The sequence below is a fragment of the Chitinophaga polysaccharea genome, assembly GCF_902150045.1.
Taxonomy (GTDB): Bacteria; Bacteroidota; Bacteroidia; order Chitinophagales; family Chitinophagaceae; genus Chitinophaga; species Chitinophaga polysaccharea_A.
The window spans coordinates 1,317,903-1,340,587 of sequence record NZ_CABFVU010000002.1; the positions used below are offsets into that span (position 1 = coordinate 1,317,903).

Here is a 22,685-nt window from a genome sequence, read left to right on the forward strand (position 1 = left end):
ATTTATCTTTAAGATATACTTCCCCAGGTATGACTCCCGATGAATACATTAACGCACTATCCCCTGACCGTAAGGAAATACTCACCCGCCTGCAGCAAACGGTGCGCGAACATTTACCGCCCGGGTTCCGTGAAGAAATGACCTATGGTATGCCGGGCTTCGTAGTACCGCATTCACTGTACCCGCCCGGGGTATCATACAGATCCTGAATTGTGAAGAGATAGGCTGATCCGGTTAAATAGTAACTACATTTTTTTATTGACCATTTCTCAGAATTTATAGTTAAATTGATAAGAAAAAAAGATGGTCATCAACTCCTCAAAAATACTCCCATCTATTAACGACATCGCAAACACGCTGCAGCAAAGATTCTCCGGCAGATATGCGTACAACCTGTTTGATTTTGGTAATAAGCAAAGTCTCTTTGTAGAGGAATCATGGTTTGTAGCCATACAGGTAACAAGAGAAGAAAACAGGATGATTATAGAAAGAACTCCGAAACCATCGGTTATACTGGTCATCTGTTTTTTACTGGATCTTATCGTTACGGGCAGCGGCAACGTATTGGACAGGCTTTTCCCTTTTTATTCAGAACGTAAAAAGCTTGAACAGGAACTGGGCACATTTTTAGAGCAGGAATATCAATAGTCTGAATTTCTTTCTCCTTTCTTCCCCATAAAAATTCAATCATTTTTTATTTCAATGGGCTATCACTTTGCTTTGCTGTGCAATTATCAGGAAGGTATAATGATAGCCTGTATTATTTTACGTTTTTTCCCGCCCGCCTTCTTTTTGTTTTGTTTTTCCGGAATTAGATATTATCTTAATGCTGTTCCGTTTTTCCACATAAACTTACCAGACGTTATGAAAACATGGTTGCTACTGCTTTTTTCCTTTGTCTTTTGCCCATTTTTGCAATCGAATGCACAATCACTTCCTGCTATAGGGATCTGTACTTCTTTTTCGAACGACAGTCTCGCTGCTGCCACAGGATTTACCTGCCTGGAAGAAACGGTGCGCAAGATATTGTCGCCCGCACTGAGCGAAGCCCAGTTCAGGGAACAGCTGCATGCCATCCGTGGCAGCAAATGTAAGATCCAGACCTGTAATGTATTTATCCCCGGAACAATGAAGATAGTAGGCAGCGAGGTAAATGAAGCAAGGGTGCTGGGCTATGTGGACTCTGTAATGCAGCGCGCAAAAATTGCAGGGATAAAGCTCATCGTGCTGGGTAGTGGTGAAGCGAGAAAGATACCGGAAGGGGCGGACCGCGAAAAATGCAAACAGCAGTTCATTGGTTTATGCCGCAAGATGGCAGCGGTAGCCGGTAGATACAATATCGTCATCGCCATGGAAAATCTTAATTCCACTGAAACCAATTTCGTGAACACACTGGCTGAAGGGAATGAGATCGTTACAAAGATCGGCCATCCCAACTTCAGGCTTACAGCAGATATTTATCATATGCTGAAAGAACAGGAATCCCCTGCCAGCATTGAAAATGCAAAAGCGGTACTGGTGCATTGCCATATTGCCGAAAGAGATAAGCGCACCGCCCCCGGCGTTGCGGGAGACGATTTCCGTCCTTATTTCGCGGCACTGCATAAGATCGGGTATACCGGCCGCATTATGATGGAATGCCGCTGGGAAGATCCCGCTACGCAATATAAACCGGCCTTCGATTACCTGGAAGGACAACTGAAAGAAGCTTACGCCAAATAAACAACACACTATAAAAACGCTTTTATATGTCTGAATCAAAAAAAACAAGACGGGAATTCCTGCAACAGTCGTTACTGGCAGGAGCCGGTATCACCATCAGCGCGATGGGAATACCCGCCAGCAGCTATGCTCGTATTATGGGATCCAACGACCGTGTAAACGTTGGACTGGTAGGATTTTCCGATCGTGCGCGCCAGGCCCTGCTGCCATCTTTCTTTAACAACAACAAGGAACTGAACTTCGACCTGATTGCGGTGTCTGACATATGGAACCGCCGCAGGGACGAAGGAAAAGCTTTCCTGCAGCAGAAAACCGGGCATAACGTTCAGGCCTGTATGAATAATGATGAGCTGTATAATATCAAAGGACTGGATGCAGTGTTCATTGCCTCTGCCGATTTTCAGCATGCTTACCATACTATTGAAGCCGTAAAGAACAAGTGCGATGTATACAGTGAAAAGCCTTTCGCTGAAACAATGGAAGACGCCCGCAGCGCCCTCAAGGCGGTAAAGGATTCCGGCCGCATTATGCAGGTGGGTACACAACGCCGCAGCGGTCCCAGTTATCATGCGGCGGCCAACTTCATCCAGCAGGGAAAATTTGGTCCGATTACCATGGTGGAAATGACCTGGAACGTAAATCAGCCCGGCCGCTGGCGCCGTCCTGACCTGGTGAAATCCATTAAGGAATCTGATACCGACTGGAAACGCTTCCTGGCAGGTCGCCCGCAAGACAGCTGGGACCCGCGCAAATATCTTGAATACCGCCTCTTCTGGCCTTATTCTTCCGGTATCTTCGGGCAGTGGATGACTCACCAGATAGACACGGTACATTGGTTCAGCGGTCTGAAACACCCGCGCAGCGCCGTGGCCAACGGGGGTATTTATATGTGGAAAGATGGCCGTAAGAACCCTGATACCCTCACCGCGGTATTCGACTATGGTCCGGAAAATGATCCGTCCAGCGGTTTCCAGGTAATGTACAGCAGCCGTTTCCATAACTCTGCCGGCGGTACCAAGGAGATCTATTACTCGAATGGCGGTACCATCGATATGTCTACCAATAAAATAAGCCCTACCGGCGGCCTTACAGAAAGGGAAGCCCAGGAAATGGGAATGCATGCCAACCTGCTGCCAAGCCAAACGCTCAGCAATGAAGAGGCTGCAGCAACCAGCGCAAACACCGGCGGCGATCCGCTCACCAATGCGCATGTACGCAACTGGATGACGTGTGTGCGTGAACGTAAGCAGCCCAATGCACCCATTGAAGCAGCTTACTCACATTCCATTGCGCTGATTATGGGTAACGCAGCTTACCGCACCGGCATGAAGGCTACCTTTGACGAAGCTACCCAGGAAGTAATGGTGGGAGGCAAAGTGTTTAAGATGTAGTGTCGCCGAAGGCGACAAACACTAACTCCGGTCCACCAGTTTATCCATGGCCTCATTGTACCTGTCGCCGGTGTTGGGGTATTTCTGCAACAGCTCTTCCAGGTTTTGCAGATCCGTTGCCGTTAAATTGATATCCACTGCGCCGGCATTGTCCAGCAGGTACTTCCTTCTTTTGGTGCCTGGAATAGGGATCACGTTTTCCCCCTGTGCCAGTACCCACGCCAGGGCCAGTTGTGCAGACGTACAGTTTTTACCCGCTGCCAGTGCTGCAAAGCCGGCGGCCAGCAGGCGGTTGTTCTCTGCATGCTCACCCTGGTAACGTGGCAGCGACTTGCGGAAGTCGTTGTCCGCCAGGTTGGTGATGTCAAGATCGTTGGTAACCAGGCCGCGTGCAAGCGGACTGAATGGCACGAAACTGATGCCCAGTTCTTTACATGCCGGCAGGATCTCTTTTTCCACATCTCTCGTAAGTAAAGAGTATTCGCTTTGCAATGCGCTGATAGGATGCACCGCATGCGCTTTACGCAGGCTGTTTACAGATGCTTCAGAGAGGCCCAGGTAGCGGACCTTACCTTCCTTCACCAGCTCTGCCATTGCGCCTACCATTTCTTCTACCGGCACATTCGGATCAATACGGTGCGCGTAATATAGATCGATCACATCCGTTTGTAATCTCTTTAAACTCGCTTCCACAGCCTTCCTCATATAGGCCGGCGAACCATCAAAATGTGTAATGCCGGAAGCAGGGGAAGAAGTGAATCCAAATTTGGTAGCAAGAAAGATCTTACTGCGGTTAGGTTTTAATACTTTAGCGATCAGCTCCTCGTTTTTACCCGCAGCATACACATCTGCTGTATCCCAGAAATTGATCCCTATTTCCAGCGCTTTTTCAAGCGTGGCAATAGATTCCACATCATCCGGAGTGCCATACGCATGGCTCATCCCCATGCAGCCCAGTCCAATGGCTGACAATTTCACGTCTGTTGTTCCTAATGTTCTGTACTTCATATGATTTATTTTCGGGTTGGTGGTAATAATAACGGGGCAAAGATAGGCGGCGTAATACTTGCATACTTGTAATTATTACAGTATTAATTGTGCAAATCAAAGATGCCCTGTGCAGGAAAGGTACCGAATATTCGTATTTTTGAGGTCCCATTATGAACCACGATAAACAATACCAGTTAATTACTCCGTCCGGTATTACCGATATCACCGACTGGTTTTGCGATGATATCCGCTTAACACATACGGTTTCCCGGTACACCACGCAAGACCGCGTACACGCCAGTAACGATACGGATGTGGTACGCCTGCATTTTGGTATGAAAGGCGATTACGCTTTTTCATATAAGCAGCTGGGCCGCTCTTTTGACCTGGTCGGCGGGCATCACAATATCATGTACTCGAACGGCTTTGAGATTGAAATAATGCCTAAAGCCAAAGAGATTGAAACCTTCGGTATCCAGTTCTCCAAAACACAATTCCTGGAATTTACCCAAAATGGCAATGAGCACCTGCAACGGTTCTGTGAGGCAGTACTGAGCGGGAAAAGTGTGTTGCTGTCTGAAAAATGGGGACCTATTGATGCCGGTATCCAGCAGGTGATAGGACAGATCTTAAACTGCCGTTTTACCGGCCAGCTGAAGAAATTATTCCTGCTCTCGAAAAGTATCGAATTACTGGTGCTTTCAGCAGAAGCATATAACTATGCTGAGAAGAAAGACATCTTCATAAAAAATAAAACAGACAAGGAAAAGATCATTGCGGTAAGAGACCTGATCAATACCCGGCTCAGTAACCCTCCTGGTCTTAGTGAAATAGCACAGCTGGTAGGACTGAATGAATATAAGCTCAAACGCGGGTTTAAAGAAACCTTTAACTCTACGGTGTTTGATTATCTTACCGGGCAACGTTTGCAGCTGGCTAACCAGTACCTGCAGGAAACACAGAAAACATCTGCTGAAATCGCCTATGAGCTGGGTTATTCCACGCCACAGCATTTTAATAATGCGTTTAAGAAGAAGTTTGGCGTTACTCCCAATTCCGTTAGAATTAATCCGTAAAGTGCAATTCGCCGAAACAGTGGTTCCTTAATATTGTAACATCAAAAACAATGTATTATGGACAAGCAGTTAAAACTTTCGGAATCCATCAGCATCAATGCCCCTGTTTCAAAAGTATGGGCCGCCATCACTGATAAGTCACTGATCAAAGAATATTTTTTTGGAACAGATGTTATCAGCGACTGGAAAGCAGGCAGTCCTGTTACCTGGTCCGGTGAATGGGAAGGACAACGCTACGAAGAAAAAGGAGAGGTGCTGGCAGTGGAAAAAGATAAGCAGTTATCTTTTTCCTACCTGAGCTCCGGCAAAGAAGATAAGCCGGAGAATTATTCCATCATCGTTTATACCCTCAGCAGCAATGGTAACGGTACTACCGGCTTCACTGTGAGCCAGGAGAATTTTGCTGATCAGCAGGCCTGTGATCATTCCCGCAGTAACTGGCGCCAGGTGCTGGCCGGCCTGAAACAGGTGGCGGAAAAATAGGAGATCGCCTTCGGCGATGCGGATTTGGCAATAAGCGGGGAATTGATCAACTTCGTAACTATGAAAACATCCGCAAACGTAAGCCGTATATGGCTGTTATGCCTCCTGGCAATTTGCAGTATCACTGCACAGGCACAGCAATATACGCCTGTCGACCAGGGTTCAAAAGTACAGTTCACCATCATCAATCACCTGATATTTACATCTACTGTCAATGGTTATTTCAAAGGGCTGAGGGGAAGCATCCGTTTCGATCCGGCCAACCTGAAATCAACAGCGATAGACGCCACTGTAGACGTAAATACGATCAGTACAGGTATTGGTAAACGCGATCGCGACCTGTTGGAGGAGAAATATTTCAATGCGGCAAAATTTCCCGTGATGCGCATTGTTGCCACCAGCGTTACAGCTACAGATAAGCCATCTACCTACCAGCTCACTGCGGCACTCACCATTAAGGGAATTACACGTACCATTGCCTTCCCGTTCACAGCAGTGGTATCTTCCGGGGCATTGCAGCTTGCCGGTAAGTTCACCATTAACAGGAGGGATTTCCAGGTAGGGCCGGATAATGCCATTGACGATAAGCTCACGGTAACCCTGAATGTACAGGCTAAAAAACAGTAACGGTGATACGCCGTGTGCCCGTGCACGGGTATCATCGTTACCGCCCATTTAAGCGACAGGCATCAACGCGTATGCCGGCGCGATCATCGTTACCGCCTTTACAAAGGCTGAGAGAAATGGTGCGCAGAGATATAATACCCCTGCCGGTGGTACAGCCGGTGTGCAGGATGCAGCCCGTGCCCTGAGTCCAGTTGTACAAAACGTAACCCTTCCTTTTGTGCCAGCGCCTTTATATGATCCAGCAACATGGCGGCATAGCCGCGTTTCTGATAAGCAGGTAAACAGGCCAGGTCATCGATATAGATTGTTTTCCCTGAGTGCAGCTTGTTCATATGACGGAAGCCCGCGAATGCAGCCACTATGGACGGATCTTCTTCTGCCGTGATATACACGATCTCATATTTTTCAGACTGCATATCCTTGAGTTGCGATAACAGCTGCTCCCGTTCCAGGAAAGGGCGAAGAAACAGGATCACTTCACTGCAGGCCAGCAGTTCTGCATCGCTGCCGGCGGTTTTTACAGTTACCATATAGCGGAGTTTTAATTGGATTATTGACCCGGGATACGGCGGGTGGATACGCCAATCCGGTTCCATGCGTTAATAATATTAACAGCCATGATCAGCTGTGCGGTACCGTTTAGCCCAAACGCTGCTACAGCTTTTTCATATGTTTCGTCGGTGAGGCCCTGCTGGCTGATCAGCGTAATTTCTTCGGTCATAGCCAGGATGATCCTTTCTTCCTCAGTGAACTGCGGAGACTCGCGCCATACGCTGAGCAGGAGCAGTCGCTGTGTGGTTTCTCCCTGTTTAAGGGCGTCTTTACTATGCTTATCAACACAAAAGGCGCAGCCGTTGATCTGGGAGGCGCGTACCCTTATCATTTCCTGGTGGAGTGGTGCAATGCCGGTGGTACTAAGATATTTTTCCATAGCCAGCATAGCAGCATAGGCGCCTGGTTCCGTTTCGTTCATTAAAAATCTCGTCTTCATAGCCGTTGTTTATTAAAAATGACCTCACAAAATTATCAGCAACTGGAGTATCTTAGTAGTCCACTTTGTAATTATTAAGTAGTCCAGATGCTGCCCTTTAAAACACTGATACAAACAGATAAAACGCTGAAGCTCCCGGTGTACCAGCAAATCGCCAACCGCCTTATAGGCCTGATCCAGGAAGGCCTGCTGAAGCCGGGCTCATTCCTCCCTGGCAGCCGGGTACTGGCCACACAGCTGGAGCTGCACCGCAAAACGGTGATTGCGGCTTATGATGAACTGGTAAGCCAGGACTGGCTGGTGTCGGTTCCCCGCAAGGGGGTAATGGTAGCGGATAATTTACCGGTGATCCGTCCCAGGACTTACCAGGGTGGTATATCTCCTTACGGGGAAACGGTGGGCTTCCCATTTTATCATGCACTCAACATGCAGGTGCCTGTAACTAAACCTGCCGGCACTGCGATCATCATTAATGACGGTTTTCCTGATGCCAGGCTGGCTCCCCTTGCAGATTGGGTAAAGGAATGCCGGTCGGTGATAGAAAGCCCGCGTTATCATAAGCTGTTGATGTATGGCGGCAGCGCGGGCCTGGATGCCTTGCGTAAGCAAATGCTGGAGTATCTTTCAGGTACACGCGGACTGAATATCAGTCTCCCGCACATTATGATCACCCGTGGCGCACAAATGGCTATTTACCTGGCGGCGGCATTGCTGATTAAAAAGGATGATCTGGTAATTGTTGGGAATCCGAATTATATTTTTGCAGACCTTTGCTTTGAACAGCTTGGCGCAAAGCTGTTGCGCGTACCGGTAGATGAGGAAGGAATTGATGTGGAGATGATTGAACAGCTATGCATCAAACGGAAAATAAAGATGCTGTACCTGGTTACACATCATCACCATCCAACTACGGTTACCTTGAGCGCTGCACGCAGGATGAAGCTGCTGGCAGTGATCCGGAAATATAAACTGCCGGTAATAGAAGATGATTACGATTATGATTTTCACTACAGTTCGGCCCCTATTTTGCCGTTAGCCAGTGCAGATCATGGAGGCAATGTTATTTATATCGGGTCATTTACAAAATCGTTGGGATTATCTATCCGTATTGGTTTTATGATAGCCCCGGCCAGCTTTATCCAGGCAGCCGCCAACCTGCGCCGGTTGATGGACCTGCGCGGCGATAACCTCTCTGAACAGGCTTTGGCCAACCTGCTCCTGGATGGGACTATAGAAAGACATCTCAAGAAATCAAATAAAATTTATAAAGAAAGACGCGACCTGCTTTGTCATTTACTAAGCACCAGGCTTGGCAACGCCGTGCAATTTACGGCGCCTTCCGGCGGAATGGCTATCTGGTTGCGCTTCTCAAAAAAATACCCGCTGAAAAAAATTGCAGCCAAAGCCGCTGCGTTGGGATTACAAATGAGTAGCGGCGATCAATACAGCTATGGTACTGCCCCGCAGAACGCGCTGCGCTTTGGCTTTGCTTCTCTCAACAACAAAGAAATCACTGCTGCGGTATCAATCCTGGAGAAGGTGCTGAAATAGGATTTTGTCTTGGAACACTGATTACGCTGATTTAAGTGATTGCTTTGATGTTTTTTTGAATTTGATAACCGGGGAAGATAAGTGGGAAAAATAAAATCTAAAAAATAAAATCAGGCTAATCATTAAAATCAGCGTAATCAGTGTTCCAAGACAAAATCCGCATCGCCGAAGGCGACTACTGATCAAAGAACTGCCTGGTGCGGTTAAGCCGCAGATCCCGCAGCAGCCCCGCTTTGGCGCTGATGGTGAAACTGAACTGCCGGTAGGTGCCAAACGGGATGAGGTTGATGGACAGGTTGAAATCGTGCAGGTCCCGCGAGATGTACATGTTGGTGTAAGCGATCTGCATATTGGTGAAATCGAAACCGCTGTTCAAACCTATCTTCCATTTGGGTGTAAGACTGAAATCGCCATTAAAACTTACATATTGGGTAATGCGCTTTACTACACCGCCGGAATCGGGGATGATGGTATTGGTATACGATAGGCTATAGGAAAGATCTAAGCGCCACGGGATGTCAAAGTCCACATATTCGCCGGGGTTGTTGCGTACCTGTGCCAGTTGCCGTTGTTGTGCAGCAAAGGCGGCGTCGCCGGTTTGCATGTTTTGTAAGGAATCTATTTTCTGTTCTTTGGCAACGCTCTTTTTGTCTTTCGACTGGAAGGAGGTGCTCATGGAAATGCTGGCGTTGGTGAGGCGGCCCAGGCTGATCTTGCCCTGCTGCCACACGTATTTATCAAGGCGGCGGCCGCGGGCATCCACCTGGTATGGATCAATGTTCCCGCTGGCGGAGATATTCAGTTTGTCGAACAGGTTGGTACGGGCGTATAGGCTGAAAGTTGATAACTTAAAGGAATCTGCCACCAGGTTGTAACTGCCATTGATCCCGAAACCATCCAGCAGTTTTATTTTCTTTTCGTGATGTCCCGTGGTATCTTTCCTGGAAAATACTTTCATCTCCAGGTTATTATCCAATCCAAAATTAATACCCCCAAAAGCGCCTGGAGATGGCACCCCGATGATGGCACCATCAAAATCAGATACCATTTGTTTGTCGCCCGCAGCGTTATACTGCAGCTCATGGTAATATTTGCCGGACAGGTCCGGACGGTAACTGGCGCTCAGCGTGGGTCGCATCACATGCCGGATCGCCTTTATCCTGGAGGTCTTTTTGAATGTGTACATACCGTATATAGCGGTCGATAACGACATGCTGGCACTGATATCACGTGCGCTGTAGAAACCGGGAACATAAGTAGTGTCAATGGCGCCTGATGTGTCAAGCCCCTGGTTCCACTTATTGGGATCCCATTTACGCACAAATTTCTTGGTGTACCAATACTCTGTATAGTTAATACCAGGTGATAAGGTAAAGGTTTTAAACACCGGGATAGAAAATGAAATAGGAATATTATGCTGCATGCCTGTTTGCATGGCATCGAACATAGCCTGTTTGCCAAACAGGGAATCCTTGAAGCTGGCCTGGTTGCGCAGGATGGTGTTATAGGAGATCCCTATTTTTTCATACCACTTCGGCGTGCCTACCATTTCCTTTGGCTGGAAAGGGTAAATGGTGTTCACCGTGAAAGTAGCATCGGGGAAGGAGATAGACACATCGCGGGTACTGAGGTTCTGGGAGTGGTTCAAACCCATGGTAAGATTATAGGGTTTGCCCTGCCAGGTTTTGGAAAAGGTAATGGATGATCCGATGTTATTATTTACACGGGTATTGTAGTCATACACATTGTATTTGTTATAGGAAGATGTTCCGAAATTCACTGCCGCACCAAAGTTCACACCGGGGCGGGCTTTACTGTCCATGCTATGGTTCCAGGTAACGCGGAAGTCCTTGGAGGTGCTGAACTCCGATTTAACCGCAGGGTCGCCAAAGCGGGTATTGGCAAAGCTCAGGTTAAGCCCTCCGTTGTATTTATAGCGTTTCCGGTAGGTAGGACTGGCAGTAAGGCTCCAGCTTCCGTAGGAATACACATCCCCCCGCATGGTGAGATCAAAATGATCGCCTAAACCGATATAGTAACCGCCGTTTTCCAGGCCAATACCTTTCTGCTGGTTCACCACATATTGTGGTGGAAGTATCCCCGAGCGTTGTCCCTGGGTGATAGGAAAAATAGCAAAGGGAATGAACAGCGGTGTGGGAATGCCTTCAATTTCCAGGTTAGCCGGTCCGGAGATCACCAGTTTATCGGGGATCACTTTTATCCTGCGGGCGCGGAACTGGAAGTGCGGCGTATCGAGGTCGCAGGTAGTAAAAGTATTTTTAAACCCGAAGATGGTGTTATCGGCCAGTCGTTTGGATTGCTGGCTGGTGATATATCCTTCTCCGTAAACCGACCGGGTATTATAGATTTTTGCTTTTCGGGAGGTGATATTAAACAGCATGGTGTCTGATTCAAAGCTTTGGCCATTGTCGGTCATTACCGGGCGGCCAATGGTTTTGCCGGCAGTATCGGTTACTTTGGTGGCTTGCACCATGCCATTTTCCTGGTCGAAGCTGATACGCTCTGCGGTGATATTTGTTTCTTTGTATTTGGTATCGCCGCTACCGTACAGGAGTATACGTTTTTTGGGGATCTGCATAACAATGGAATCTTTGGCCTTGTAATGGATGGGAGCATCGATGCTGTCGGGCGAAGCAACGGGCAATGTATCGGCGGGGAGGCTATCCAATGTCTCCATTGCAGTAACTGATGCCGTATGCGGTATGCCTGCGGCAATAAAAATGAGGGCAATCAGTAATACTGAAAGTAGCTGGCAAAGTATTTTCATGTAAGCAATTGGATGGCATCCGTTGAGCGAAAATAGTACCGGAATGGTTATGTTTGCTTCGTGTAACCAGTTACAAAAAGGATACTGACATGGAACATTTAAGTGAAAAAGAATGTAAATCCGCCGGGATGGCTGTGAAAGATACTTTGGAAACCATCAGCGGAAAATGGAAGCTCCCCCTACTTTTAACATTTTATAAAGGAGGGAGGCGTCGTTTCCGGGAGTTGAGCCGGTGATCAGTGCCATGAAGGAGTGGGGGGAACAGCACCGTGTGGAAATACTTGGGAAGAAAAGTATAGAATAAAAGAGGCTGTGTCAAAAGTAATCTGAAGGTCCTGAGAATTGCGTAAACGAAAATTCTCTCCATCAGGTACCCGAATAAAATCGAGTAAAAATTACTTTTGATACAGCCTCTTTTGTATTAGTAAAATATTGAACGCAGCATATTTGTTTTCTCCCCTGTTGCCGGTTTAGAGGCGAGGAATGCGTTCATTTGTTCTGCACTGAGTACGCCCGCGAGCTTCGCTTTAAAGTTGTTGAACAAAGTGGGTTGCTGCTGTTCATATATTCCCGGCGTTTTCCGGTTTTCAGCATTCAATGCTCTTTTTGCATTCAGAAACTCCAGTATCAGTTTATTTACCTGGGCTTTTTGTGTTTCAGATACTTCAATACCCGGGAGAAAAATACGGCTGTAATCTGTTGCTGCCAATTTCTTTGTTGTGCCTGCCTTTACTATTTCAGCCCTGGAAGGACTGCTTTGTTGTGCGTATCCGGAATAGCTCCATATGACCAGGATACTTGCTATGAAGATTATTTTTTTCATATTGGTATGTTTAGCATTAAATTATTGATGCGCCCATGTGATCCAGCCTAAAGCATCTCCCGCGGTAACCATGTCGTATACGCCGTCAGTTGATTTTCTCACAATATAAAAACCGGGCGATGGGTTGATGTAAGGTGGACCGGTTTTGCCTGTGTTAAATATCCTGTTGGTGGCGATGAGATCAGGAGGGTTGGGCGTCGGGTCGCCGCCGTACAACATCTGGAGTACAAGTCGGTCGTCATCCAGGGAAGCAGCAGCTACCCCGCCGGCTAACAAATAAGGATAGTCATTGATACCGGTAAAGAAAGGGGACAAAGCATCGTAGTCGCCCCCATTTATTGCCCCCGGAAAGTACACAAGAGCGAAATAGGTACCTCCTGGAAAAGTAAGCTTCCGTAAATTATAGGCATCATCTATTCCTCTTACATGGAAGCCTGGAGCTGTAAGCCAGGGGTTATCCAAACCTTCTATGTAGAAGTTAAGGGCAACATCCGGTTCCGGCGACAATGGCGCAATAGCTGGCACAATGGTGCTGGCCGTAGTGCCGTTAATATTGGTGCTGATAGTACCGGCGCCGGCATTCCACACCAGGTTATCGAGGCTTTTAACGGCCAGGGAACCGATGGTTACGGGTTTATCAAAAATGATACTGGTAGCCGTGTACTGGCAGCCAACATTGGTGATTACCTGGCTGCCGGCTGTTTTAATATCGAAAGATCTGCCGCCTACACCGGGAGTGATTTCAAACACAGTACCGCCGGCATTTACCCGTTTGAAGTACTGCAGTATCTTGTTAAAAGTACTGTAAGAGCCAAACCCGTTAGTGTTAAACATCGTTTGTTCTGCCTGGGTAGCCTTCACCATAATGGCTTCCGCATGGTTCAGGTTTCCTTTCAGGCGGATGGTATCTCCCAATTCTGCCGCCGGCACATTATCCGCAAAGGCGAACTCAAAATCGGTTCCCCAGCCAAAGCCTGATCCGAACGGGCCGTTGGACACACCAGGATCCGGGTCGCAGGGAAGATGAACATAACTGTAGGTATCAAAGATCAGGGTAGGGCGCTGCGTGGCTTTGATGCGGTAACTGGTGTTATTAAAAACAGTGGCGGCGCCAATGTTGAAATCCGACAGCATAGACACCTGGCTGTTTTTATCGAATTTCATATAATAGGAAAACACCGATTTTGGTCCGTTACGGGTAACACCTCCATTGGTAGAGGTGCCATTGGTATATTCCGTAACGATCCAGCCAAAGGGAGCGTCCGTAAGTTTTTGCTGATAGGTTGCCAGGGCCTGTGCTATTCTCACATCCGTTGGTATCCCGTCAATATTAAGGTCTGATTTCCTGTCGCATCCGGAGAGGATTATTGCTATGCTGAGGAAATAGTATATCCATATCTTTTTCATAAATAATAATTCAGGGTGATCAACAATTATTGATAATAGGCGGCCAGCGCTCTGCGGCATTTACGTTGCAGCGCGTAGAAATCAATAGACCACGACCTTGCGAAATAATCCACTACCGCTGCTTCTTTAGCTTTGATAGCTTCATATCCCGGTGTACCCGGTCCATCGGTCTGGTCGGCCAGGATCTTTTCGTAATCATCATATCCATCGTTGCCGTTATCAGCTCCTATCAGCAGGGAGGCCACCATTTCCACGAAATCTTCATTCGGATCCGATTCCGCGTAAGCGGTAATGAACCCATCCATGCGCGCTTCCTGGTCGGAGATATTGTACCAATTACCAGTATACCTTGGTGTGATCTGTTTGAACGAAGGAGGTACCATTATATTCTGGTTCAGGATGTGGCCAAACTCATGGTGCATGGTATGTCCCATCCGCTTCAGGATATTGGAGTCCTTTGCCTGGGTGGTGAAATTATTCAGTTCAAAGAGTACCATGGAAGTACCTCCTTCCGCCTGCCCCAGGATGATGGTACCATTACTTTCAAATTGTGCAGACCCTGCTACCTTAAAAGTTTTCGGCAGGTATCTTCTTAAAAAAACTGTACTGCCGGTTTGCTCGTTATAAGGCCGGAAAGTAACGGCCAGCAATGCTTTCAACGCCGGGATGATCTTTTCCGCCTTGGGCGGAACAATTTCATAAGGAAAATCCAGTTGCCCAGGCAGCCATTTGTAATATACGGCGATGTTGTAAGGCACCGTAAGACTATCGTGTATAAAAATATCCTCCGGTGTGGTGGCGGTTGAATCGCCGCCCAGGCCAACCGGTGGCGTGGTAAGGTTTACCTTTTCTTTTTTGCAGGCGCTTCCCATGAACAGTAACAGGAAGATGCCGGAGATGATATGTAGCTTCATGAATGTCATTTTTAAAGGGTTTATCTCGGGTTCAGTGCCATTCCGTCGTTCACTGCTTCTGCAGGCAGCTGTAATAGTCTTCTTTTATCGCCCGGGGCCAGGGTAGTGCTGAAGCCGGGAGATCCGGTGTGTACTACCGGGATATCCAAACGGAGAATATCAAACCAGCGGAGACCTTCCTGCATGTAAGTAACCCTTTTCATATAAAGCGCCGTTTCAATCATGGATTCATCCTGCGGCAGGCCGTAAAAGTTCATCATTTTTGAAATGGTAACGTTGTGCCTGGAAGGGTTGTAATTGGAAATGTTTTTACTTACCCAGGTATTCATGTCGGTAATGGCTGCGCTGTAATTCTTTAAGCGGATATTGGCTTCCACCCTGTTCAGGAGCACTTCATCCATGCTCAGAAGCGACATTACAGTGACATCGCCTTTGAATTTAGGGAAGTTAAAATACTGAGGCCCTGAGCCATAGATAGACATGGCCAGGTTGCCGCCCGTTACGTTATTCGAAAGGAAGTATTCCTGGTTGATCTGCGTGCCTATACCATAACGGTAGCTATAATAGTTATCTGGGTATTTGGTGCCCGGCGCCTCCTGCAGCAGGATATTGGCGGGATTGGAAGCGTGGTTATAGTAGAGCACCATATTGTCGTAAGACATACCATAGAACGCATCCTGGTCGCGGATCAGGTTAGCCGGACTGGCGCTGCCGAAAACAGCGGTGCTATGTTCCACTACTTTTGCATAATCCCGTTTGAATAAGTAGAACCTTGCAGCAAAAGCATGTGCAGCCTGCCGGGTGAAATGGTATTTGGGGGCGCTGGCATACAGTTCGTCTTTCAGCAGGGGCAGGCCCGTAGTAAGGTCACTTTCAATTTTCTGGTATACGGCAGCTACGGTTCCCCTGTCGTATTTGTTAAATACAGAAGTACTGATAGTGGTCATATAAGGTACGCCCGGATCGCTGGCAGCGGTAGTGGGGTTATATGCTTTTGCAAACAGGGTAACCAGCATAAAATGTGCATATGCCCTGCATACGAGGGCTTCGCCTTTTTGCGCGGAGTAGTTGGCTGAGTCGGGGCCACTGCAATAAGACAATGCCTGGTTAGCCACTGCAATAGCGGCGTAACAGGAATCCCAGTAAGCAATGGGACCATCAGCGGAAATATCATCGGCATCCTGGTACTTGAAAGTTTGGGTGTTGATCAGGAATGTTTGCGGATCAATACCTACACCAGTGTTGCCTTTATCTTCCACGTTATCGCTCATCGCTTCGCAGAACAGCATATAACTGGCATGCGGGTACGCAGTGGTGAGCAGCTGGGTTACCTGTGCAGGCGTGGTGATCACCGTCCTGTTATCCGGCAGTGTTTCCAGGTATTTCTTACAGCCCGGTGCCGCCAGGATGGCGGTAAACAAGCCTATATAAGTGAGTAGTTTTTTCATAATCAATACTTTTTGGATTAAAGGCTTACCCTCAGGGAAACGGTTATCTGTTTATTGACAGGCAATGCTACCCCGCCGGTGTTATAAAACTCCGGGTCCTGCCCGTGCAGGCGCTCGTCTGCGTAGATGAGCCACAAGTTATTTCCCGTAGCCGTAAGCGATCCGCCTTTTAACCCGATACGACCCAGCAATGGCGCGGGGATCTGGTAGCTGAGGGTCACTGATTTCAATCTTACAAAACCACCATCTGCTACGCGGTCACTGGAAAAGTTATAGTTGTTGTAAGGATAGGCGGTATTCGACAAAAGGTCCGTTTGTGTGTAGATGTCGGCCACGGAAGGAATATTTGTTTTCTTATCATCTCCCGGTAAACTCCATCTTCCCTTAAATTCATTTGGCAGGGAATTGAAATCGGTATAATTGGTGGTATATACCGGTGTAAGCCTGATCTTGTTTCCTGCCTGGTAAGTGATCAGTGCGCTGAGGGAGAAGTCCTTATAACGGAAAGTATTGCTCCATCCGCCTGTGACGGTAGGATCCGCAGGGCCTTCATATTTCAGGTACTTTACATTATGACTTTGCAGGTATACGCCCGGCGATACGGTGCCGGTATCATTAATGAAACGCGCCACGCCTGTATTAGGGTCCAGTCCTGCGTTCTGCAGGGAGAACAGTCCGCGTACAGGATAGCCTTCCAGTGCACCGCCGCCTTCACCCACGAGGTTGAAGATCACCGGGTTGTTTTTGGCATTGGTGATAAGGGTGTTGTTATAACTGAAGATGAAGGTACTGGTGAGACCCACATTTTTCTGCGCGATGATTTTGCCGGTAAGCGCTACATCAATACCATGCGATTTCATATCGGCATAGTTGGCAAACTGGTTAACCTGTCCGCCCACGCCGGAAGTTTTGATCAGGCCGATAAGGTCAAAACTTTTCCTGCGGTAGTAATCGAAGGTGAACCCGAGTCTTTCATCCAGGAAACCAACATCGGCGCCAAGATCCAGTTCATATTTTTTCTCCCAGGTAAGATCAGAATTTTCCAGTGCCTGTATCAGGATGGCTGTTTGCTGATCGGTGAGATAGGGCCTGGCGGTTACAAACGACCGGAGTATGGCGGTGGTATTGGTAGCAGCGCCGGTGCTGGCGTTCAGCCCGTAGCTGGCTTTCAGCATCAGGTGACTGATGGCGCGGGAATTTTTCAGGAAATCTTCCTGGTCAACGTTCCAGTTACCTGCCACCGTCCATGTGGGCAGCCAGCGGGCATTGGGAGAGCTGCCCAGCCTGTTGGAACCATCTTCGCGCACCGTAGCCTGGAGCGTATATTTATTTTTATACGTATAGGCGGCATTGGCATAAAATGCGATGAAGCGATCGTATTCATTGCTTACACCATAATAGGTTTTATTGCCTTCCGTCATTTTTTTGATGAAGAGATAATCCACGAAAGGTGTTCCGCCGCTGTTGTACTGGTAGCCTACACCCACGTTGTTGGAAGTTTGGCGGTCGGCATATTTTACTTCCTGTCCGGCCAGTATGTTCAGCTGGTGCATATCGTCGTTGAACGACTGGTTATAGGTGAACTGGTTACGGAACGTATAGTTTTTCAGTTCCACATCATTTCTCCGGTAAAACCCTCCGTAGGGTAATACTACTACTGCCGGGTCGTTAGGGAAGTCTGGGTTTTTATAAAGGAACTTATTCCGCTGGTTAATGATGCTATTGCCGTTGGCACGGTAGGCATTGGCTTCATTGGAGTTTTCGTTTGATTTATGTTCCGCGCTGGTCCTGGCATAACGGATAGCGCCGGTGAAATCGTAACTGAAGTGATTATTGAATTTATAGTTCAGGTTACCCTGCAACCTGAAATCGATCACGTTAAGGTCTGTGAAATTATTCCTGGTTTCATCGATGATGTTAAACGGTGCGAAATTCCGTGTAAAGTACTCCAGCTGGCCGTTTTCATCGTATGCCCTTAACGCCCTGCTGGTGCTCAGTGCATAGGAGAAGGGGTTGATGTCGAAGTCCCTGGAATAGGTGCCCTGTACCACGTCTGATACGCGGTCTTCCGTGCCTGGCGCGCGTTGCTGGCGTACGTTACCATTGATCTGCAACCCGTAACTCAGTTTATTGTTAGGGGTATAGTTGGCCCGCATGTTCACGGTATACCGTTTCACATTATCAGCAATGGTCCATCCTGCATCGTTGAAGAAGCTGGTGGAGAGATAAAGCTGTGATTTTTCGCTGCCGGTAGACAGGCTGAGGGAATGTTCCTGCTGAAGGGAATTACGGAACAGGATATCGAACCAGTCGGTGTTGGCGTTGGCATATTGCATCAGCCATTTTTGCCGGCCTTCAGGGGTATTGAGCACTGCAAACTTATCACTGCCGTCGGGATATTGGAGAAGGCGGCCCAGTTTACCGTAAATACCCGAGGTCGGTTCGTTGATCTGTTCTGCATATTCCAGCAGTGTTTTACGTTCCAGTTCAGCGTACACCGACATCTGGTCGGCCGAGTTCATGATATCATAATTTTCGTAGGAGGGTTTCAGTTGTACGCCGAAGTTGCCGGTGTAGGAAATAAGCGCCCTGCCTGCTTTACCTTTTTTGGTAGTGATAACAATAACGCCGTTCATGGCGCGGGCGCCGTAAAGGGCAGTGGCTGCGGCATCTTTCAGGATGTCGAAGGTTTCAATATCGTTGGAGTTCAGCCCTGCTACTGCGGAGCCCAGCAGTGTATTGATATTGCCGCTGGAAAGCTGTTCGTTGGATACATTCACGATATCTTCCAGCACCACGCCGTCTACCACCCACAGTGGTTTGTTTTCACCGGAGATAGAAGTAGCGCCGCGGATACGCACTTTAGGTGCAGAGCCGAATGTACCGGAAACGTTTTGTACGCTTACACCGGAAGCACGGCCTTCCAGCATACGGCTCACATCCTGCACACCGTCTATTTTTACGTTATCTGCTTTAAGGGTAACGGCTGCGCCGGCAAATTTTTTACGGTCAATGTTCTGGAAGCCGGTTACTACCACACTGCCGAGTTCTGTTACATCTTCCTCAAGGGCAATCACCAGGTTGGCGGTAGCCCTTACTTCCCTGGATTTATAGCCCACGGCAGATATTACCAGTGTGGCGCCATCCGGTACATCGAGGTCAAATGCACCTGCCGCATTGGTGATCGCGCCCCTGGTGGAGCCTTTTATTTTTACCGAGGCGCCGGGCAAGGGTTCGCCTTTGGCATTACGGACGATGCCATGTACAGGGCCCGCTGGTTTTGAGGTTTGCCGCAATGCATCAGGCGGAAGTTTTTCCAGGGAATCCCTGGCGCTTGCCTGCAATGAAAGCGCGAGCAGAAAAAGGGAGAGTAGCTTCATAGTTAACAGCGATTTATTTGAATATAATCCGGGCAATGTAGGGGAGTAGGGAAATGCCCCCAGCTTTCTACATCTTTTGGTTGAATGCATAAAGAGGTAATAAGGATTAGTCTTATTCTGGTTGATATCACTATCGCTTCCCGGCAGTATTTAAAATGGCTCCGAACAAAAAAAACAAACTTACCGGGATCTTATCTACATCGGTACATTTATCATAGTGTATGAAGCTAATTTAACTAAAATTATAATACCATCTGAAGCAAAAAAGAGGAACGGTCAATTTGTTATGACAGCGGTCACGCATTTTGCCGTAAACGTTTTTTGCTGTATTTTGCTTCCTTTCTATGGAACTAATCCCATCATTCCAACATCATGCATGATAATGAATTATGGTACTCCTATAAGGAAGGAGATGTAAAAGCCCTGGAAGGATTATATGAACAGTATTATTCCCCGCTCACGAATTACGGATTTAAATTTACGCCCGATAATGTATGCATAGAAGAAAGCATGCAGGATCTTTTCCTGAAGCTATGGCAGAACAGGGAGCGTATTACACGTCCGCCGGCAGTGAAGCAATACCTGTATCTTTCCTTCCGGCGCATCCTGCTCCGCAGGCTGGAGTATAATCCATCCCGGCATGAAGAGGAACTGAGCGGGGAACATATTCCTTTTCGGTTTGATCTTACCTGTGAGCACCCGGTAGTGAAGAAAGAGCGCATGGAGGAACTTATGGTGAAAGCCAATGCATTGCACAGCGCTTTAACTAACCGGCAGCGGGAAGCAGTATTTCTGAAATATTATGAGGAGCTTTCCTACGAAGAGATTGCAGAGATCATGCACATGAGCACTGGGGTGGCCAACATACTGATCTACCGGGCCCATGAGCGTTTGCGCGAACAGTTCCGCGATTTTACCCTGCTTCAGCTCCTGTATCTTTTGAAGCGGTCCTGAAAAGATCTCCTGTAAATAATTAAAAAAGAAAAAAGCAGCGAAGAACATCTTCGCTGCTTTTTTTTGCTATGCTGTTTTACAGAAAGCTATGTGATCATGTATCAGCGGTATTTTCTGGTAGCCGTTGGTAAGACCCAGTTGCAGGTCAAGCCAGAGGATATACGCGCATGGCTCCATGCCGGTGGTAGAAAACACCAGGCTGTTGTTATGGTATTCTGCTGCGGCCGGTGGTGGTTCGCCATTGAAAGCAGACGGCAGTACCGGGTTTCCTTCAAAGCGGATAGTAAATGCTTCGATGTGCGGATGTGCAATGGTATACTGTGCGGTAACGGTGGTGGTAATACCGCCGCAGCCGTGGCCACTGCCGGTAGTTTCACCGATTTCGAGCATCGCTGCAGCAGCAATATTTTCGTCGCCGGTATAGCCCCAGCCCGGGTGCCTTCTTTGTTTATAATTTACATTGGATACTACTATCTTCTCCAGTGTATTGACGGCGGTGAGCGTAGTAGTGCCAACTTTCCTTGCTTCGAAAATAATCTTGAAAGTATGAACATTGGCTCTTTGCGCAGGAGGTACCGCATTGCCGGCTACGAGCACGGAAGGAGCGGTAAGATCAAAATTATCCCTTGCGAAGGCGGTGCCGGCGGCATTGAGCGCCAGTTGCGAAGTATTGAGGATGGCCAGTACACCGTTGGTAGGCGTAAAGATACCGGTGGTCAGGTTGTTGCCACGGGGCACAGGGATCCATACTTCGCCGGCGCTGTTGAGGGCAGGGGTAACAATTACGGAATCGTGCGTCCAGGTGGTGGGACCGGTTTGCTTCAGCAGTTCGCCGATCTTGAATGGCAGCAGTGCGCTGAGCACCTGTGCAGCGCTGAGCTCATAGCTGGTATCGGCATTGATGATGCGGAAGCGGTATTCCATTTCATTGGAGTTGGTACCGCTGGGCAGGGTGCCGTTGAGATCCAGCGTGCCATAGAAAGAGAGACGGGGCACATCGGTAGTGTATCCCTGCGCATCGAACTGGGCCGCGGTGGGACCAATGTCGTAGGCGCCTACTCTTTCGAAGAGGGCGGGTACTTCATTGTTGGGAGTGATGTTGTCCGGTACGCAGAGCTCAATACAAAAGCAGGGGCCGCGATTGGTGCGGTCTGCACGGTGACCGGTACTACGGTCTTCCTTCAGCAATACAGCACCGGACACCGGTTCTGTGATGCTGAAGTAAAGATCCGGTCCGGCGGGCCATTCCACGTTAAGCCAGGGCGAAAGGAGCGTCTGGCTGAAATCGGCCATGGTATAATCAATCCGGAAATGACCGCTGGCATCAGTGAGCTGGCTGCCGAGCGGATCATCCTGGAGCCAGTCTACATCAAAGGCGGCTACGCGCAGGCCTTGCAGGGGCTTCTGGGTTTTACAGTTGACCACGCGGCCGCAAATTACCCACGCATCATATTTAGCCCTGATAAGGCACCACCACCGGCTGGGGATCAAATATTCCCAGGAGGCGAGGAAATCATTTTCCTGCGCACGCCAACGGGGTTGCAGCGTGGTGATGTGGAACTGTAAAGTGGGCAGCGGGCCCGGATAGGGTTTGGGGCGCGGCACATTGCCGCATTCGAAGTCGATGTCGAATGCTTCGCCTTCATATTTGCTGTCCCGCCCCAGTGTAAAGGAGAAGTTGCCTTCTGCATCGGTGAGGGTTTCCGCCAGCAGGTTGCCGGCTTTCTTTTTGGCTTCTTCCGCAGATACTTCATGGAAGGTTTCCTTTTCCGCGGCGGTGGCCTGCAGGATCACTTCCCGTGAAACTGCAGCCCGGTAAAGCCTGATCTTAACGTTGGCAATGGCTTCTATGCAGTATTTGTCGCACAGAAGTCCTTTTAAATTGCCTTTGAACTGGTAGCTCATGACATTTTATTTTGGGGTTATCGGAAACAGGAGCAGGTGCTTTTTGGGGTGTTAGTTATCATAAATTTTGGAGCTGTTGGTACAGTTGTAATGGCGCCTGCTGCTTTAGCAAAGCTCCACCTAAATTCATTCGCCATCAAGAGGATAACTGCGCAAATTCAGGAATGCGTAGATATCACGCGGTGGCGGGAAAGTGCTGATAAACGGAAGGGTATCCGGGAGGGATGGGATAAAG

Annotated in this window: 19 protein-coding genes; 9 read left to right on the top strand and 10 right to left on the bottom strand. The window is 48.3% G+C overall.

The annotated features are described in order from the left end of the window. Nucleotides 1-29 precede the first annotated feature (29 nt). From FN124_RS20025 to FN124_RS20040, 4 genes are all read left to right on the top strand, one after another. Nucleotides 30-209, top strand: a complete 180-nt coding sequence (locus tag FN124_RS20025; RefSeq protein WP_142686523.1) for a DUF1801 domain-containing protein — start codon at nt 30-32, stop codon at nt 207-209. A gap of 94 nt (nt 210-303) precedes the next feature. Then, a complete protein-coding gene (locus FN124_RS20030) occupies nt 304-648 on the top strand; it encodes a hypothetical protein (RefSeq protein WP_142686524.1) in 345 nt (114 codons plus the stop codon). Between the two features lie 216 nt (nt 649-864). After that, nucleotides 865-1,722, top strand: coding sequence for a sugar phosphate isomerase/epimerase family protein (locus FN124_RS20035; RefSeq protein ID WP_185937279.1), 858 nt, complete (start codon nt 865-867; stop codon nt 1,720-1,722). 26 nt (nt 1,723-1,748) lie between these two features. Further along, complete coding sequence (locus FN124_RS20040; RefSeq protein WP_142686526.1) at nt 1,749-3,113, top strand: Gfo/Idh/MocA family protein; 1,365 nt, start codon at nt 1,749-1,751, stop codon at nt 3,111-3,113. A 21-nt stretch (nt 3,114-3,134) separates the two neighbouring features. On the opposite strand, the gene FN124_RS20045 is transcribed toward FN124_RS20040, so the two are convergent. Continuing rightward, on the bottom strand, nt 3,135-4,121 hold the full coding sequence (locus tag FN124_RS20045) for an aldo/keto reductase (protein WP_142686527.1): 987 nt from the start codon (nt 4,119-4,121) through the stop codon (nt 3,135-3,137). Between the two features lie 152 nt (nt 4,122-4,273). On the opposite strand from FN124_RS20045, the gene FN124_RS20050 reads away from it, so the two are divergent. Genes FN124_RS20050 through FN124_RS20060 form a run of 3 tightly spaced genes read left to right on the top strand, consistent with a single transcriptional unit; the run spans nt 4,274 to nt 6,289 of the window. Then, nucleotides 4,274-5,179 carry a helix-turn-helix domain-containing protein gene (locus FN124_RS20050; protein WP_142686528.1) on the top strand — a complete coding sequence of 302 codons (906 nt, stop codon included), beginning with the start codon at nt 4,274-4,276 and terminating at the stop codon, nt 5,177-5,179. 57 nt (nt 5,180-5,236) lie between these two features. After that, nucleotides 5,237-5,662, top strand: a complete 426-nt coding sequence (locus FN124_RS20055; RefSeq protein WP_142686529.1) for an SRPBCC family protein — start codon at nt 5,237-5,239, stop codon at nt 5,660-5,662. Nucleotides 5,663-5,722: 60 nt separating this feature from the next. Next, nucleotides 5,723-6,289: a YceI family protein gene (locus FN124_RS20060; protein WP_142686530.1), complete on the top strand. Its 567-nt coding sequence runs from the start codon at nt 5,723-5,725 to the stop codon at nt 6,287-6,289. A gap of 98 nt (nt 6,290-6,387) precedes the next feature. Here FN124_RS20060 and FN124_RS20065 read toward each other — a convergent pair whose 3' ends face one another. Then, nucleotides 6,388-6,819, bottom strand: coding sequence for a GNAT family N-acetyltransferase (locus FN124_RS20065; RefSeq protein ID WP_185937280.1), 432 nt, complete (start codon nt 6,817-6,819; stop codon nt 6,388-6,390). A gap of 20 nt (nt 6,820-6,839) precedes the next feature. Continuing rightward, nucleotides 6,840-7,280, bottom strand: a complete 441-nt coding sequence (locus FN124_RS20070; protein ID WP_142686532.1) for a carboxymuconolactone decarboxylase family protein — start codon at nt 7,278-7,280, stop codon at nt 6,840-6,842. 87 nt (nt 7,281-7,367) lie between these two features. Here FN124_RS20070 and pdxR point away from each other — a divergent pair, with 87 nt between their 5' ends. Beyond that, nucleotides 7,368-8,831 carry a MocR-like pyridoxine biosynthesis transcription factor PdxR gene (gene pdxR / locus FN124_RS20075; RefSeq protein WP_142686533.1) on the top strand — a complete coding sequence of 488 codons (1,464 nt, stop codon included), beginning with the start codon at nt 7,368-7,370 and terminating at the stop codon, nt 8,829-8,831. Between the two features lie 175 nt (nt 8,832-9,006). Here the strand turns inward: pdxR and FN124_RS20080 are convergent, their stop codons facing one another. The 6 genes from FN124_RS20080 to FN124_RS20105 form a co-directional block, all read right to left on the bottom strand. Further along, complete coding sequence (locus tag FN124_RS20080; protein ID WP_142686534.1) at nt 9,007-11,619, bottom strand: putative LPS assembly protein LptD; 2,613 nt, start codon at nt 11,617-11,619, stop codon at nt 9,007-9,009. Between the two features lie 421 nt (nt 11,620-12,040). Then, the gene (locus tag FN124_RS20085) at nt 12,041-12,442 is read right to left on the bottom strand and encodes a hypothetical protein (RefSeq protein WP_142686535.1); all 402 of its coding nucleotides are present in this window, start codon (nt 12,440-12,442) and stop codon (nt 12,041-12,043) included. A gap of 21 nt (nt 12,443-12,463) precedes the next feature. After that, nucleotides 12,464-13,849, bottom strand: a complete 1,386-nt coding sequence (locus tag FN124_RS20090; protein ID WP_185937281.1) for a DUF4302 domain-containing protein — start codon at nt 13,847-13,849, stop codon at nt 12,464-12,466. Between the two features lie 26 nt (nt 13,850-13,875). Then, nucleotides 13,876-14,763: a substrate import-associated zinc metallohydrolase lipoprotein gene (locus FN124_RS20095; RefSeq protein ID WP_185937282.1), complete on the bottom strand. Its 888-nt coding sequence runs from the start codon at nt 14,761-14,763 to the stop codon at nt 13,876-13,878. 20 nt (nt 14,764-14,783) lie between these two features. Continuing rightward, nucleotides 14,784-16,211: a RagB/SusD family nutrient uptake outer membrane protein gene (locus tag FN124_RS20100; protein ID WP_142686538.1), complete on the bottom strand. Its 1,428-nt coding sequence runs from the start codon at nt 16,209-16,211 to the stop codon at nt 14,784-14,786. A gap of 17 nt (nt 16,212-16,228) precedes the next feature. Further along, nucleotides 16,229-19,591 carry a SusC/RagA family TonB-linked outer membrane protein gene (locus tag FN124_RS20105; RefSeq protein ID WP_260607530.1) on the bottom strand — a complete coding sequence of 1,121 codons (3,363 nt, stop codon included), beginning with the start codon at nt 19,589-19,591 and terminating at the stop codon, nt 16,229-16,231. A gap of 372 nt (nt 19,592-19,963) precedes the next feature. On the opposite strand from FN124_RS20105, the gene FN124_RS20110 reads away from it, so the two are divergent. Then, nucleotides 19,964-20,545, top strand: coding sequence for an RNA polymerase sigma factor (locus FN124_RS20110; protein ID WP_142686540.1), 582 nt, complete (start codon nt 19,964-19,966; stop codon nt 20,543-20,545). Between the two features lie 66 nt (nt 20,546-20,611). Here FN124_RS20110 and FN124_RS20115 read toward each other — a convergent pair whose 3' ends face one another. Then, nucleotides 20,612-22,450, bottom strand: coding sequence for a hypothetical protein (locus FN124_RS20115; protein WP_142686541.1), 1,839 nt, complete (start codon nt 22,448-22,450; stop codon nt 20,612-20,614). Nucleotides 22,451-22,685: the final 235 nt, after the last annotated feature.

Bases quoted from the DNA above. Each gene is read 5' to 3' on its own strand.
- FN124_RS20055 (WP_142686529.1), top strand. From the start codon at position 5,237: ATGGACAAGCAGTTAAAACTTTCGGAATCCATCAGCATCAATGCCCCT.
- FN124_RS20100 (WP_142686538.1), bottom strand. From the start codon at position 16,211: ATGAAAAAACTACTCACTTATATAGGCTTGTTTACCGCCATCCTGGCG.
- FN124_RS20110 (WP_142686540.1), top strand. From the start codon at position 19,964: ATGCATGATAATGAATTATGGTACTCCTATAAGGAAGGAGATGTAAAA.
- FN124_RS20095 (WP_185937282.1), bottom strand. From the start codon at position 14,763: ATGAAGCTACATATCATCTCCGGCATCTTCCTGTTACTGTTCATGGGA.
- FN124_RS20065 (WP_185937280.1), bottom strand. From the start codon at position 6,819: ATGGTAACTGTAAAAACCGCCGGCAGCGATGCAGAACTGCTGGCCTGC.
- FN124_RS20085 (WP_142686535.1), bottom strand. From the start codon at position 12,442: ATGAAAAAAATAATCTTCATAGCAAGTATCCTGGTCATATGGAGCTAT.
- FN124_RS20105 (WP_260607530.1), bottom strand. From the start codon at position 19,591: ATGAAGCTACTCTCCCTTTTTCTGCTCGCGCTTTCATTGCAGGCAAGC.
- FN124_RS20045 (WP_142686527.1), bottom strand. From the start codon at position 4,121: ATGAAGTACAGAACATTAGGAACAACAGACGTGAAATTGTCAGCCATT.
- FN124_RS20060 (WP_142686530.1), top strand. From the start codon at position 5,723: ATGAAAACATCCGCAAACGTAAGCCGTATATGGCTGTTATGCCTCCTG.
- FN124_RS20050 (WP_142686528.1), top strand. From the start codon at position 4,274: ATGAACCACGATAAACAATACCAGTTAATTACTCCGTCCGGTATTACC.
- FN124_RS20080 (WP_142686534.1), bottom strand. From the start codon at position 11,619: ATGAAAATACTTTGCCAGCTACTTTCAGTATTACTGATTGCCCTCATT.
- FN124_RS20115 (WP_142686541.1), bottom strand. From the start codon at position 22,450: ATGAGCTACCAGTTCAAAGGCAATTTAAAAGGACTTCTGTGCGACAAA.
- pdxR (WP_142686533.1), top strand. From the start codon at position 7,368: ATGCTGCCCTTTAAAACACTGATACAAACAGATAAAACGCTGAAGCTC.
- FN124_RS20040 (WP_142686526.1), top strand. From the start codon at position 1,749: ATGTCTGAATCAAAAAAAACAAGACGGGAATTCCTGCAACAGTCGTTA.
- FN124_RS20025 (WP_142686523.1), top strand. From the start codon at position 30: ATGACTCCCGATGAATACATTAACGCACTATCCCCTGACCGTAAGGAA.
- FN124_RS20070 (WP_142686532.1), bottom strand. From the start codon at position 7,280: ATGAAGACGAGATTTTTAATGAACGAAACGGAACCAGGCGCCTATGCT.
- FN124_RS20090 (WP_185937281.1), bottom strand. From the start codon at position 13,849: ATGAAAAAGATATGGATATACTATTTCCTCAGCATAGCAATAATCCTC.
- FN124_RS20035 (WP_185937279.1), top strand. From the start codon at position 865: ATGAAAACATGGTTGCTACTGCTTTTTTCCTTTGTCTTTTGCCCATTT.
- FN124_RS20030 (WP_142686524.1), top strand. From the start codon at position 304: ATGGTCATCAACTCCTCAAAAATACTCCCATCTATTAACGACATCGCA.